Origin of the sequence: Kribbella italica, assembly GCF_014205135.1 — a bacterium.
Lineage (GTDB): Bacteria > Actinomycetota > Actinomycetes > Propionibacteriales > Kribbellaceae > Kribbella > Kribbella italica.
Genome location: NZ_JACHMY010000001.1, coordinates 4,219,515 through 4,233,964 on the forward strand (window position 1 = coordinate 4,219,515; position 14,450 = coordinate 4,233,964).

Sequence of the window (14,450 nt, forward strand, 5' to 3'; positions counted from 1 at the left end):
GCACGTTGAAAGGTTAGCCTAACCTTCATTAGTGTGGCTCGACCCGGTCTCGAGAGAAGTGGATGTGCCTCCGTTGACGGCTTTTGATCACGTGGAGTTGACTGCCAGCCAGCGAGGGAACTGGGTGGCACGGAGCCTCGCTCCCGAGTCGTCGGTCTTCAGCGCGGGCCAACTGATCTGGCTGGACGGCCCGATCGATCCGGCCGTCTTCGCCTCTTCAGTCAGTACTGCGTTCTCCGAGACCGACGCGCTCCGGGTCCGCTTCGGCGACGAGGAAGGCGTCCCTTTCCAGTACGTCGACACCGCCACCACGCTGGCGACCGAGATCGTCGACGCCGGCCACAGCGACGACCGGATCCGGGCGATGGCCCGCGAACAACTCACCGCAGCCGCGGAACCGACCACCTCCTCAACCCTCGTCCGCCGCGACGACGGACGCTGGGCCTGGATCCTGGTCACCAACATCCTGCTCGTCGACGGCTACAGCATCTCCCTCTTCGTTCGCCGCGTCGCCGAGCTCTACGCCGGCGATCCGGTCCCGGACCGCTGGTTCGGCGACCTGAAGAACGTCCTCGGCACCACCGCTGAAGACGACGACACCTACTGGAGCGGCGTCCTCGGCATCGACAACGCCGGCCACGAAGGCGCGGAAGACCTCTCCGACGCCTTCGTCTCCTCCTCCCAGCCGGTGGTCGTTCCGATCCCCGACGACACGTACTCGAAGGTCCAGCAGTTCGCGCGCACCGCACGGGTCTCGTGGACCGACTCCCTGATCGCCTTCTGGGGCGTCTACAACGCGCTGATCGACAGCCGCGACTACCTGGCCGTCCGCGTTCCCCTGATGCTGCGCGACGACCGCGAGTCGCTCAGAACACCCAGCGCGCTCTCACGATCAGTCCCGGTGGTCGCCGAGCTCAGCCCGTACTACACCTTCACCGATGTCCTGAAGATCGTCGCGGACCAGTTGAAGAACTCGCGGCGTCACGCGGCCGTCGAAGATCACCAGATCGCTCGTGCCTGGCCCAGCGGCCAAGCGTCCTTCCTCGCACTCCCGACGATCAACATCAGGCTCTTCGAATCAACACCGGCCCTGGGCCACAGCGAAACGATCAGCACCGGCCCGGTCGGCTCACTCGACCTCGCCGTCTACCGCAGCCCTGACATCGGACTCCGTCTAGAACTCTCCGCAGGCTCCACCACCAAAGACCCACATCTGCACGCCGAACAGTTCAGCCGCTTCCTCACCGCCGCACTCGACGAGCAGACCCTGCACGAACTGAGTACCGGATTCACCCCTGGTACTGATGGGCCGGATCCGTCGTGGGCGCTCGAGGTTGCACCGGTGACGGTGGACGCACTGCTGCGCGACCGCGTGCAGGCCGGTCCGGACGTGGTCGCGGTCGTTGCTGACGGCACCGAACTCACGTACGGCGAGCTCGATGCGCGGGTCAACGCACTGGCCCACCAGCTCGTAGACGACGGCGTACAGGTCGGCGACCGAGTCGCCGTCACCATGACCCGCTCAGTAGACCTCGTAGTCGCACTAGCCGCAGTACTGCGAGCAGGCGCGGCCTACGTACCCATCGACCCGGCCTACCCTGCCGAACGCATCAAACACATCCTCGACCTCGCCGCACCCGCCGCGGTGATCACCGAAGTACAGCAACCCCAGGGTGAGAAAACCCCACCGGTCCTGGCCCGGCCCCTGAACGACCTCGACGCCGCCGCCGTCATTTTCACCTCAGGAACAACCGGCAACCCGAAAGGCGTCGTCCTCTCCCACCGAGCGCTGGTGAACCGCCTCGCCTGGGGTCAACGAATCCTGAACTACGGGCCGGACGACGTAGCACTCTCCAAGAGCGGCGTCGGCTTCGTCGACGCGGTCACCGAACTGTTCGGACCCCTCATCGCCGGCACCCGAACAATCGTTGTCCCCACAGAAACCGCCCAAGACCCAACCGGACTGCTCGCCACCATCGCCCGGCACCGCGTCACACACCTGCTGACCGTGCCCAGCCTCGCCGATGTCCTGGTCCGCCACGACGACGCAATCGCCGCACTGGCCTCGGTCCGGTACTGGATCTCCTCCGGCGAAGCACTCACCCAGAGCACCGCGAACACCATGCAAACCGCCGCACCGCAAGCAGAATTGCTCAACTTCTACGGCTCCACCGAAGTCACCGGCGACGGCACAACAGCCACTATCACCGACACCAAGAACACCCCCATCGGCGTCCCCGTAGCGAATACCACGGCGCGCGTTCTCGATGCCTGGTTGCGTCCGGTGCCGGTCGGTGTCGCAGGTGAGCTCTATCTCGGCGGAGTACAACTCGCCGACGGGTACGTCGCTCGCGCGGCCCAAACCGCCGACCGATTCGTCGCCGCTGACGACGGCACGCGGTTGTACCGCACCGGCGATGTCGTCCGGTGGAACGCCCAAGGACAACTGGACTACCTCGGCCGCAGCGACGACCAGGTGAAGATCCGCGGGTACCGGATCGAGCCCGCCGAGATCCGCGCTGTCCTCGAACAGCACTCACGGGTCACGGGCGCAGCGATCGCCACCTTCGACCACCCGGCCGGCGGCAAGTATCTCGCGGCCTACGTCACCACGGAGGCCAAGGACGCCGCGCTGTTCGACGTACTGCGCGAGCAGGTCGCACAGTCCATGCCGGACTACATGGTTCCCACCACGTTCACCCGCCTGGACCGATTCCCCGTGACAGCCAACGGGAAGCTCGACCGCCGCGCGCTGCCGCAACCGGACCTGGCCGCAGGCACAGCTGGCGGCCGGACGCCGGAAACCGGCACCGAGATCGCCCTCGCCGGCATCTTCCGCGACGTACTCCACCTCGACAACGATCTCGGCGTCGACAGTGACTTCTTCCGCCTCGGCGGCCACTCACTGCTCGCCGCACGCGTCGTCGCACGGGCCAATGCCCTGCTCGACACCGCGTTGACACTGCGCGATGTCTTCGACCACCCCCGCATCAGCGAGCTCGCCCGCATCGCCGACAACACCACAGCTACCGGAACACCCGCCACGCGCATCGGCGACCTACCACGCCCCGACCTCCTGCCCGTTTCCTACGGCCAGCAAGCACTCTGGTTCACCGAGCAGATCGCCGGGCGTCCGATCTACCGGACCGAGGTCGTGCTGCAAGCAGGCGCGCACCTCGATCTGGACGCTCTGGCCACGGCGATACGCCGGATCGTCGCTCGGCACCAGATCTTGCGCACCGTCCTCGTCCCGGACGAGGAGGCCTCATCGCTGCTTCAGGTCATCCACCCGGCACCCGACGAGGACGCCAAGGTCCTGGAGGTCGAACACGTCGGTCCCGGGCTGCTCGACGACAAGATCGCTCAGGTTGCCGCACTGCCACTCGACTTCACCTCCGAGTTCGGGCTGAAGTTCCATCTGCTGCGCCACTCCGACGGCGACGTGCTGGTGGCCTACGGACATCACATCGTCACCGACGCGGATTCCTTCGGGACCCTCATTCATGAGCTGAACGAGTTCTACCTCGAAGCAGCCACTGGCACTTCCGCCGCGGTCGCGCCGTTGCCGACGCAGTACGCCGACTTCGCGGTCTGGCAGCGGCACGTGCTGGGAAACCGGAAGGACCCGGAGTCCCGCTACCAAGCGGACCTGCAGTACTGGCAGGACGTGCTGTCGGATCTCCCGACGGAAACCGCCCTCCCCCTCGACCAGTCCCGGGACGGATCCGACGGACGAACCATCCGACCTGCGACCACCTCCCTCACCAGCGATGAGACCGCCACCGTCGACGAACTGCTGGTCGAGCACAAGGCAACCCCGCTGCAGGCGTTGATCGCGGCGTTCTCGTTGGCGCTCTGGGACGAAGGGGCCGGCGAAGCTGTACCTGTCGGCACCCCAGCCAGTTTGCGCGACCAGCCCGAGTTGCAGGACCTCATCGGCTACTTCGTGAACACCGTCGTCGTACGCGCCGATATCGACGCTGACACCGGATTCGCGCAGACGCTGCTGCGGTGCCGCGATCGCATGCTCGAAGCCGCTGACCACAAGCTCGTTCCGTTCGAGCACGTCGTCGAGGCGGTGAACCCGCCGCGGCGGGTGGGGATCAGTCCGCTGTTCCAGGTGATGGCCGCCTACGTGGACCGCGGTGGAGACTTGGGTACGGCGCCGCCGCTCACCAACTACGCGTCGACCACTGCGGATGGCCCGCTGGCAGCTCAGCCTGCGCTGTTCGATCTCGTGTCGAGTATCGAAAGACTCGACAGCGGGGCGTTCGGCATGAATCTGAACGCGGCCCGCGAGCTGTTCTCGGCGGACACCACGTCACGCCTGTTGCGGAACACCGCGCGCTTCCTGGTGCTCGGTGCGCGGCACCCGGAGGTGACGGTCAAGCAGCTCGCCCAGATCGTTCGGGCCGGCGACGGTGCCGTCGACGTCGGTGACACTCGCCAATTCCGTGTGCCTCTCGAGGACTTCGACCTCGGTGCAGCTCCGCTCTGGCGGGCGGCGATCGATCAGGTCGGCCTCGGCTTGCGCTTGGCGATCCGCGACAACGGCGCCGGTGAACTGGTTGCCGAGACCAACAACCCCGAGCTGCTGGACGCAGTCAGGGAGAAGCTCACCGAGTTGGTCGCCGCCTACCAGGCGAAGATCCCGATGGTCGTCGTACCGTCCGCCCGGGCGACGGCTGACTACAGTGACGACGAACTGACGGCGATCCTCGACGATCCGTTCTGGGAGGACTGGGTCGATCAGCTCGCTGGTGTCACGACTGGACCAGCGGCTTCCTCCGCGAACGAGACCTCCCTGCGATCCATTGTGCTGACGGCCGTGGCCAAGGCCTTGGGCGAGGCCGACTTGCTGGTGGAGCTCCACGAATCTGACGGTCCTTTGCTGACGCGCAAGTTCCCTGTGGTGCTTCCTGATACCGGCCTGAGCCCGGAACGAGCGGCCGAGTACACCGCGCTAGCCGGACACCCCCGGTTCGGCCGCTTCTTCGACGATGTTCCGATCCCTTCGATCCGCGTAGGCGTGTTCCGCAGCCAGGCGGAGTTGATCACCGAGGCACCAGAGGACGGGCTCGGCATTCACGTCCTCGTCGCGGACGGCTCAGTCCGCGTGTGGGTGGAGTCGGCGCAGGTCGACACGGAGGCACTGGCCGGCGCCATCACCGAAGAAATCGGCGCAGCCGGAATCCCTGCCTCCGGCAACGAGCGTCGAGAGGCCTTCACTCTGCGGCGCGCCGACCGGGTCACGTTGACGCCCGCCGAAGAAGAATCCATCCGGGCCCGCTACGGGCAGGACGCCCAGATCCTTCCGCTGGCCCCGTTGCAGCGCGGACTGTTCTACCACCTGCTGCGGTCCCAGGAGTCCGACGACCACAACACCTACGTCTCGCAGATCCTCCGGCAGATCGCGGGAGATCTCGATCCCGGGCGGATGAAGGCTTCCATCGCCAGTGCGATGAAGAGGTACCCCAACCTCCAGGCAGCGTTCGTCCCTCCCGGCGATGTCCAGGTGATCCCGTCCGGTGTCGAGGTCCCGGTGCGGGTCATCCGCTTGGACGAGTGGGGTGGCCTCGGAATCGATGTGGAGCAGTTCCTGGCGGCCGAGCGCGGTGAGCCGTTCGACTTCCAGACGCCGCCGCTGATCCGATTCACCCTGCTCGAACACGACCACCAGGCGTGGACGGTGGTGATGAGCTTCGAGCACATCCTGCTGGACGGCTGGTCCATCAACGCGATCCTCGCGGAGATCCTCAGCATCTACGCCGATGACGGGTACGCCGATCGGGTGCGACCGGCGTCGTTCCGCTCCTACCTGGACTGGGTCGACGACCAGGATCCCGACGCCGCCTACCGCGCCTGGGACGGCTACCTTGCGGAGCTGACCGGTCCGACGTTGCTGTGCCCGGACTTCGTCGACGCCGGTGACGCCCAGGGCAAGACCGGTGAACTTCACCTCGACCTCAGCCCGGCAGAGGCCGCGATGGTGTTCGGGAGCGCACGCGATGCCAAGGTCACGGTGGGCACCTTGCTGCAGACCGCCTGGGGAATCGCGCTCAGCCGGCTCACCGGCAGCAACGACGTCGTCTTCGGCAACACCGTTTCCGGTCGGCCGCCGCTGCTGCCCGACGCCGACCGCATCATCGGGCTGCTGTTCAACACCGTTCCGATGCGGGTGCAGCTGCCGCCGTTCGCGACGAATCGGCAGCTCCTCGCCCGGGTCCAGGCCGACCAGTTGCTCGTCATCGACCATCCGCAGGCCGCGCTGACCCAGATCCAGACCAACGCCGGCGTTCCCGTTCTGTTCGACACGCTGTTCGTCGTCCAGAACGTGCCACTCGGTACGACGGACGGGTCGGACACCGCCGGGCTGAAGGTCGTCGGCGCGAAGGTCGACGACTCGACCCACTACCCGGTGACGTTCGCGATCGACCCGGAGGAACGCGACGGTTCGGCGACCGTGCACGTGCGCCTGTCGTACCGCCAGGACGTTTTCGATGCCCCGGCCGCGGAGCTGTTGCTCAAGCGCTACGTCCAGGTCCTCGTTGCTCTCACCCGCCGGCTTGACGAGCCCGTTGGTACGTTGTCCGCCCTGTTGCCGGACGAGACCACCCCGCACACGGGAATCGCCGCTGATCTCGTCCGCGAGATCGAGCCGGTCACGGTCGCCGAGCTGCTGCACCGGCAGGTGCTGCTGTCCGGGTCGGAAACGGCGCTGGTCGCCGGAGATCAGCACTTCACCTTCGGGGAGTTCTTCGCTGCGGTGAATCGCTACGCCCGCCTGCTCCTGGAAGCGGGCGTGCGCCCGGAGCATCGGGTCGCACTGCTGCTGCCGCGCGACGAGCGTACGGTCATCGCGATGTTCGCGGTGTTCGCCATCGGCGCTGCCTACGTCCCGGTGGACGCCGAACTGCCGGACGAACGCATCGGCTACATGGTCGAGATCGCTGAACCGACCGTCACGCTGGTGACCGGCCGCGACGTGGATCGGCTCACCGGCGCCGTCGGCACGGTGATCGACCTGGACTCCCCGACGACGCTGGATCGCCTCGCACAGCTGGCGACAGATCCCATCACGGCAGCCGAACGCGGCGGGCAGATCTCGCTCGACAACCTCGCCTACATCATCTTCACCTCCGGAACCACCGGACGGCCCAAGGGCGTCGCCGTCGGCTACCGCGGACTGACCAACATGTACGTCAACCACGTCGAGAAGATCTTCGACCGGGTGGTGGACCACCAGCGCGGGCGCCGGATGAAGATCGCACACACGACCTCCTTCTCTTTCGACGCCTCCTGGGAGCAGCTGTTCTGGCTCCTGAACGGGCACGAGGTGCACGTCATCGACGAGGAGATGCGCCGCGACCATCAGCGGCTGCTGGCTCACTACGACGAGGTGTGCATGGACGGGTTCGACGTGACCCCGTCGTACGGGCAACTGCTGGTCGAGGAAGGGCTGCTCGAGCGAGACCGGCCGGCCGGACGGTCCGTGGCTTCCGATGCGGCCGGTGTCGTCTTCGTCTCCCTTGGCGGCGAGGCCGTGCCGGACCGGTTGTGGCAACAGCTGCGCGACGCACCCGGAGTCGAGTCGTACAACCTGTACGGACCGACCGAGTACACGATCAACGCCCTCGGTGCCGATCTGGCCGACAGCACCACATCGAGTGTCGGTACGCCGATCTTCAACACGCGGGCCTACATCCTCGACGAGAACCTGCAGCCTGCCCTTCCCGGTGTCGCGGGCGAGCTCTACCTCGCCGGTGAGGGAACCGCGCGCGGGTACTGGGGTCAATCCGCGCTGACCGCCGAACGTTTTGTCGCCTGCCCCTGGGAGCCGGCCGAACGCATGTACCGCACCGGCGATCTCGCCCGGTGGAACGACGACGGGATGATCGGCTTCCTCGGTCGCGCCGACGAGCAGATCAAGATTCGCGGGTACCGCATCGAACCGGACGAGATCCGCGACGTCGTCCAGGAGTTCCCCGAGGTGACGCGCGCCGAAGTGGTCGCCTTCGAGCACTCCACAGGGCTGCAACTGGCGGCCTACTACAGCACCACCGCGGACCACGACATCAGCGAGTCGCTGCGTCACCACCTGGCCAAGTACCTGCCTGACTACATGGTCCCGGCAGCCCTGGTCGTGGTGGACTCCTTCCCCCTCACCCCGACCGGGAAGCTGGATCGCCGGGCGTTGCCGCCGGCTGACGTCGCCGCGTCCGGAGTCGGCGCGGGCCGGGCCCTCGAGTCGGCCACGGAATTGGCGCTGGCCGCGATCTTCCGTGAGGTGCTCGACCTCGATGAGGAACTGCTCCTGGGCGCGGCCAGCGACTTCTTCCGGCTGGGCGGGCACTCGCTCGCGGCCATGCGGCTTGCCTCGAAGATGAACCGCACGTTCCCCGTAGCCGTAGCGATGCGGGACGTCATCACCGCGTCGACGATCGGCGAGCTGAGCTCGGTGGTCGACGCGAAGCTGCAGGATGCCGAGCCCGAGGTGGACATCACCGCGATCGCGACCCGCTTCGTGCCGTCCCTGAACGGCCGCAACGTGTTCTGCGCGCACCCGAAGTTCGGCGCCTCGTTCATGTACGCGGAACTGTCGAGCTACCTGCCGCACGGGGTCGGACTGGTCGGCATCGACGACCCGGCGATCGTCGGCCTGGACCTCGAGTTCGATGATCTCGAGGCCCTCGCGTCGGCCTATGCCGACGTCATCCAGGGGCTGCAGCCGACCGGCCCGTACGAACTGCTGGGCTGGTCGTACGGCGGACACATCATGTTCGCCGTGGCGCGTCAGCTCCTCGCCCGCGGCGAGCGCGTCGAAACCCTGGTGATCGTGGACGCCATGCCGGCCGGGTCGGAAGACTCGACGGAGCGCGCCGTACGACCGGGAACCGGCGATTCGATGCGCGAGGAGATGCTGAAGGCCTTCGGTGAAGAGGCGTTCAACGAGTTGCTCGCCGACGCGAAGCAGCTGAAGGCAGTCGAGACGGCCGGCCTGCGGTGCGATGCCATGACGGCCGCTCCGACACGGGGCCGTCTCGACGTCGAGGCGCTCGTGATCGCTTCGGACGCGACTCACACCCCCCGAGTGGCGGAGCTGGGTCGGGAGGACGCGCTGGGCTGGGACGGTTATCTGACCAACTACTCGTTCTTCGTCGCCGAGGACGAAGACCACCAGTCCATCGTCGAGCCCGATTCCGGTCTCCCGAAATGGGGCCCGCGACTCACGACGTTGCTGGTCAGGTGATGGCGGCGGCGTCCTGGAGGCTGTCGAACAAGGCCGCGCGCCGCATGTAGGCGCGGGCCGTGTCGAGATTCTCGGCGGTGCGGCGCAAGGCGTCGAAGTTCTGGCGCCGTACCTCGGGATCGCGTTCCTCCAGCAGCCGCTTGTTGGCGATCGTCTGGGCCTGGACGTAGTTCACCGCGGCATGGCGACGCTGGCGGCTGTACAGGTCGAGCACGTCGTCGCCGGCCTGACCGGTGATCACCGCCGCGAGCTTGTCCGTCAGGTTGATGGCGTCATGGATCCCGCCGTTCATGCCCATGCCGCCGATCGGGTTGTTGACGTGCGCGCTGTCACCGGCGAGCAGGATGCGTCCCTGCCGGAAGGTCGCGGCCACGCGCTGATTGACGCCGTACACGTTGATGTACTCGACGTGGTACGGGCCGGCCTTCGGGAGGAACTTCTGCAGCCGTTGCTCGACGCGGGCCGGCGACAAGGCGGTGGCGTCGTCCTCGGCGTGGCCGATCGGCAGAATCACCCGCCAGAGCCCCGCGGCGGATTCTCCGCGGACCTTGAACACGTTGGCCCACTCGTCGGGGTCGGAGAAGTAGTTGCGGAACGACAGCTCCGGCTTGATGGTCCTGAGGTCGACGCTGGTCGCAATCTTGATGAACCGCTCCTGGTAGGTGAATCCTTCGAACTCGATCCCGGCGAGCTTGCGCACCGTCGACCGGCCACCGTCACAGCCGACGACATAGGCCACCGACATCCGTTCGGTGCCCGCGGGTGAGGTGTACTCCACCTCGATGCCGTTCGCGGTCTCGGTCAGACCGGTCAGCGTGTGGGAGAACCGTACGTCGAAGTCGGACTCGCCCGCGTACTCCTCGGCGATGGCGGCGGTCAGTTTGTACTGCTCGTACTGCAGGACGTACGGGAACCGGAGCTCCTCGAGTCGGCCGAGATCGAACTCCGCCACGACCTCGCCGGTCGGCCGGTCGTGGAAGCGATAGGTGCTCGAGAGCAGGCTGTGGTCCCGGATCCTCTCGGTGACGCCCAGGTCGTCGAGCATCTCCAGGGTGCTCGGATGGATGGTCGCCGCGCGCTGGTCCTTCACCGGTGCCGGCTCCGACTCGACGACGGTCACCGGAATGCCCCGCCGGTTCAGCGCCAGCGCGCAGACCATGCCGACGGGGCCCGCGCCCACGATGAGGACACGTGTCTTCTCGGTCGGCATGCGTCTAGTTCAGCTCACGCTGCAGACGCTTGCTGACCTTGCCGACCGCCGTGTACGGGAACTCGTCGACGACCTCCACGACGTCGGGAAGCTTGAACGTGGCGAGGCCCTTGTCGCGCAGGAACTGGCGCAGTTTGCCCAAGGCGAGCTCGGCCGCGCTCTCCGGCGACCGGGGAATCAGGTAGGCCTTGACTCGTTCACCGAGTACGTCGTCGTCGATGCCGACGACGGAGACGTTGTGGACGCCGGCGTGCGTGAGCAGCGCGTTCTCCAGCTCCTCGGGCGCGATCTTCTCGCCGCCGCGGTTGATCTGGTCCTTCGACCGGCCGACGACCCGGATGAATCCGCGCTCGTCGCGCTCGACGATGTCACCGGTGCGGTAGAAACCGTCGCTGGTGAACGCCAGCGCGTTCTGCTCGGGGTTGCGGTAGTAGCCGCGGATCACCGACGGTCCGCGGGTCAGCAAGTGACCAGGTGCGCCGGGTGGTACGTCGTTCCCCTCGTCGTCGATGACCTGGATCTCGTCGGCCGCCGAGGCCGGGATGCCCTGGTAGCGCACGCTGGTGGCCCGATCGACGTCGGCAGGATTGCTGACGACCAGGCCCTCGCCCATCCCGAAGCTCTGCGACAGCTGTACGCCGAACTCCGGCTCGACCCGGCTCGCCACCGCTTCGACCAGTTTCGCGCCGCCGCACATGAGCACCTTCAAGCTGGACAGGTCGTAGGACTTCCGCAGCGAGGAGTTCAGCCAGGCCAGCAGGATCGGAGGGACCAGCGAAACGCGGGTCACCCCGTGCTTCTCGATCAGCGGGAACGCCGTGTCGGGACTGCCGTTCGGTGCGATCACGATGGTGGCGCCCACGCTGAACGCACCGAGGAACCCGGGCGAACGCGTCGACATGCTGTGGCAGATCGGGATCACCAGCAGATGCACGGTGCGCTCGGTGATGCCGCGTTCCCCGACACTTCGCCGCAGGGCGTAGCCGTACGTCTGGTGAGTGTGCGGCATCAGCTTCGGAACGCCCGTCGTACCGCCTGACATCTGCAGCAGCGCGACGTCCTGCGGGCTGCACCGGCGGACGTGCTCGAGCGATCCTTTCGACTGCAACGCCTCGTACTCGGCGCCGCCGCCATCACGTTCGAGGACGACGGTGTGCTCCAGCTGGGGCCAGCGCTGCTTCAGGTTGGCGGCCATCGCCGCGAGATCGGTGCCGCTGTCCGAGGCGACCGTGATGTAGGCCCGCGCCTCGCCGATCTCGATGAAGTGCTCGATCTCGGCCCGCCGGTGCGCGACGGGAGCGACGATCGGAACCGCCCCGATCTCCCACAGGGCGAAGACGAAGGCGATGTACTCGTAGATGTTCGGCAGATGGACCACCACCCGGTCGCCACGGTTCAGCCCCAGGTCCTGCAGGCCTGCCGCGAGGCGCAGCACCTCGTCCGTGAGCTGCGCATAGCTCAACTCGGCCTTGCGGTCGATGACGGCGAGCTTGTCGGGACAGCGCTCCGCGGTGGCGAACAGCAGCTCCGGAAGCGTCTGATCGCGCCAGTATCCCTGGGCGAGGTACTCGGCTGCCGTCTCCGGCGGAAACGGGACGACCCCGTCGAGGGCCAGCGGTTCGATGCTCATGGGTTTCCTTCGAGGGGATGTCTCCCTGGCCGCTCGGCCAGGAAGTCGAGGATCAACTGGTTGACCTTCTGCGGCTGCTCGAGGTAGCCGAAGTGGCCGGCGTCGGGGATCTCGGCGTACTGCGCGCCCGGTACGGCGTCGGCGACCTCGCGGCACAGGTAGGGCGGGATCAGCCGGTCGTCGGCGAAGCCGAGGACGAGCAGCGGCCTCGCGATCGCCTCGTACGCCGCGAGCCGGTTCTCGAGCTGGGCGGACACCTCGAGCTGACCGCGTTTGCCGGAATCCATCGGTCCCGCCGAGTAGGCCAGGACATCGAGCCAGTCCCGTGCCTTGGCGGGATCGTTCAAGGTCGCGGGAGACAGGTTCACGATCGCGTCGAGTGCGGCCTTGTACTCGGCCGGCAACGCCACGGACGTGTCGAACAGCTGTCGCTCGCCGGCGGTCAGGCGCCGGTTCACCTCGCCGAGGCGCCCGTGCGCCGCCATCGCCACCACTCGCCGTACGAGCTCCGGGCGACTCAGCGCCAGCTCTTGTACGACGCGCGCGCCCAGCGACGTTCCGACCACGTGCGCGGGACCACCGAGGTGCTCGATCAGCTGGGCGACATCGTCGACCAGGTCGTCGATCGTCATCCGGGGGAAGTCGGTGTCTGCCTGCCGAGGCATCGGGCTGATCCCGCGGGCGTCGAAGGTCGCCACCCGGTACCCGGCGCCGACCAGCGCCGGGACCTGGTGCAAGGTCCACACGTTGCCCTTCGCGCCGGTGCCCATCACGAGGACGACGAGGTCGCCGTCGCCAGCCACGTCGTACCTCAGCTCCAGGCCGCCGACCGGCAGGACCGGCATCAGCACTCCCTCTTCACTGGTCGGGCTGATGCCTGTGGGTCAGCCCAGGCTCAGTACGGCGTCGAGCCCGACCGTCACTCCGGTGAGCGTCGGGACGGCACGCAGCGCGGTGAGCACGCCGGGCATCAGGGACTCGCGGGTCACGGAGTCGTAGCGCAGCTTCAGAATCTCGCCGTCGACCCCGAACAGCACCTCTTGCGACGACATGAATCCACGAACCCGGACCGAGTGGACACCGACTCCCTCGATCCGCCCGCCGCGCGCGCCGTGCGGGTCGAGGTAGGTGGCGTCGGGTGACGGGGCACAGCCCGCCGCGGCGCGAGCGCGACCGATCAACTCGGCCGTGTGCAGGGCCGTTCCCGAGGGCGCGTCCACCTTGCCCGGGTGATGCATCTCGACGATCTCGACCGACTCGAAGAACGGGGCGGCCTGGGTGGCGAACTTGGTCAGCAGCACCGCACCGACCGAGAAGTTCGGAACGACGAACACGTTGACGTCACTGTGGTCGACCAGCGCGGCGCGGATCTGCTCCACCGCCTGCTCGTCGAAACCGGACGTCCCCACCACCACGTGGATCCCGTGCTTGATGCACCACTGGACCTGCTCGTGGGCAACGTCCGGCGGCGACCACACGAGCACGACCTCGGCGTTGTGGTCGACGATGCCCTGGACGTCGTCGTCGATGTCGATCTCGGCCACCATGGTCAGATCGGAGCTGGCCTCAATGGCGCGGACGGACGCCACGCCCATGCGCCCGCGGGCGCCCACCACAGCAATACGAGTCATATGGGTAGCCTAACCTAACTTGATCGCGCGGCCCAGTGTCCTGGGTCTCACGCCAGGCGAGCAGACAGCTGGTCGTCCGCCCCTGGAACGGGCTCGGCGAGGTCGTTGCCCAAGGCAATGATGCGGTTGGCGCCGTCGACGTGGACGACCTTGGGCTGGTAGCCGATCAGCTCGGACTCCTCGGCCTGCACGAAGGACATGATGATCACCAGGTCACCGGGGTGGACGAGATGGGCCGCGGCGCCGTTGATGCAGATCTCGCCACTTCCGGCCGGCCCGTTGATGATGTAGGTCTCGAGGCGGGCCCCGTTGGTGATGTCGACGACCTGCACTTTCTCGCCCTCCATCAGGCCGGCGGCCTGCGCGAGCTCTACATCGAGTGTCAGCGATCCGACGTAGTGCAGGTCGGCCTGGGTGACAGTGGCGCGGTGGATTTTTCCGCCCAGGACTTCGCGAAGCATGTGGGGCTCCTCTATCAGTTGTTGGAGGTGTACTGGGAAATGTGGTCGCGCAACGACTTCGGGCGGATGTCGGTCCAGTGCTCGTCGATCCAGTCGAGGACTTCCTGGCGCGGCCGGCCGGCGGGTTCGCCGTACGCGATGCTCCAGCCGGTCGGGACCGGCTTGAACGTCGGCCACAACGAGTGCTGCTCCTCGTGGTTGGTCAGCGCGTAGAAGGAACCGTTGTCGTCGTCGAACGGGTTCTGGGCCATCGGTGCTGCTCCTCGTC

7 protein-coding genes are annotated in these 14,450 nt (G+C 67.1%); 1 reads left to right on the forward strand and 6 read right to left on the reverse strand.

All coding sequences use genetic code 11. The annotated features are described in order from the left end of the window. The first annotated feature begins 91 nt into the window (after positions 1-91). Positions 92-9,250 carry an amino acid adenylation domain-containing protein gene (locus HDA39_RS19495; protein WP_337925803.1) on the forward strand — a complete coding sequence of 3,053 codons (9,159 nt, stop codon included), beginning with the start codon at positions 92-94 and terminating at the stop codon, positions 9,248-9,250. On the opposite strand, the gene HDA39_RS19500 is transcribed toward HDA39_RS19495, so the two are convergent. Genes HDA39_RS19500 through HDA39_RS19525 form a run of 6 tightly spaced genes read right to left on the reverse strand, consistent with a single transcriptional unit; the run spans position 9,243 to position 14,433 of the window. After that, complete coding sequence (locus HDA39_RS19500) at positions 9,243-10,460, reverse strand: FAD-dependent oxidoreductase (RefSeq protein ID WP_184796994.1); 1,218 nt, start codon at positions 10,458-10,460, stop codon at positions 9,243-9,245. The two genes, HDA39_RS19495 and HDA39_RS19500, sit on opposite strands and share 8 nt — an antisense overlap. Positions 10,461-10,464: 4 nt before the next feature. Further along, positions 10,465-12,090 carry a (2,3-dihydroxybenzoyl)adenylate synthase gene (locus HDA39_RS19505; protein ID WP_184796996.1) on the reverse strand — a complete coding sequence of 542 codons (1,626 nt, stop codon included), beginning with the start codon at positions 12,088-12,090 and terminating at the stop codon, positions 10,465-10,467. Next, positions 12,087-12,935, reverse strand: a complete 849-nt coding sequence (locus tag HDA39_RS19510; RefSeq protein ID WP_184796998.1) for an alpha/beta fold hydrolase — start codon at positions 12,933-12,935, stop codon at positions 12,087-12,089. Before HDA39_RS19510 ends, HDA39_RS19505 begins: the two co-directional genes overlap by 4 nt. Before the next feature lie 39 nt (positions 12,936-12,974). Then, positions 12,975-13,721: a 4-hydroxy-tetrahydrodipicolinate reductase gene (dapB, locus tag HDA39_RS19515; protein WP_184797000.1), complete on the reverse strand. Its 747-nt coding sequence runs from the start codon at positions 13,719-13,721 to the stop codon at positions 12,975-12,977. A gap of 47 nt (positions 13,722-13,768) precedes the next feature. Continuing rightward, the gene (gene panD, locus HDA39_RS19520) at positions 13,769-14,182 is read right to left on the reverse strand and encodes an aspartate 1-decarboxylase (protein WP_184797003.1); all 414 of its coding nucleotides are present in this window, start codon (positions 14,180-14,182) and stop codon (positions 13,769-13,771) included. Positions 14,183-14,196: 14 nt separating this feature from the next. After that, positions 14,197-14,433: an MbtH family protein gene (locus HDA39_RS19525; protein WP_184797005.1), complete on the reverse strand. Its 237-nt coding sequence runs from the start codon at positions 14,431-14,433 to the stop codon at positions 14,197-14,199. Between the last annotated feature and the right edge of the window lie 17 nt (positions 14,434-14,450).

Excerpts from the sequence above, each read along its gene's own strand:
- HDA39_RS19500 (WP_184796994.1), bottom strand. The coding sequence starts at position 10,460 with ATGCCGACCGAGAAGACACGTGTCCTCATCGTGGGCGCGGGCCCCGTC.
- HDA39_RS19505 (WP_184796996.1), bottom strand. The coding sequence starts at position 12,090 with ATGAGCATCGAACCGCTGGCCCTCGACGGGGTCGTCCCGTTTCCGCCG.
- HDA39_RS19510 (WP_184796998.1), bottom strand. The coding sequence starts at position 12,935 with ATGCCGGTCCTGCCGGTCGGCGGCCTGGAGCTGAGGTACGACGTGGCT.
- dapB (WP_184797000.1), bottom strand. The coding sequence starts at position 13,721 with ATGACTCGTATTGCTGTGGTGGGCGCCCGCGGGCGCATGGGCGTGGCG.
- panD (WP_184797003.1), bottom strand. The coding sequence starts at position 14,182 with ATGCTTCGCGAAGTCCTGGGCGGAAAAATCCACCGCGCCACTGTCACC.
- HDA39_RS19525 (WP_184797005.1), bottom strand. The coding sequence starts at position 14,433 with ATGGCCCAGAACCCGTTCGACGACGACAACGGTTCCTTCTACGCGCTG.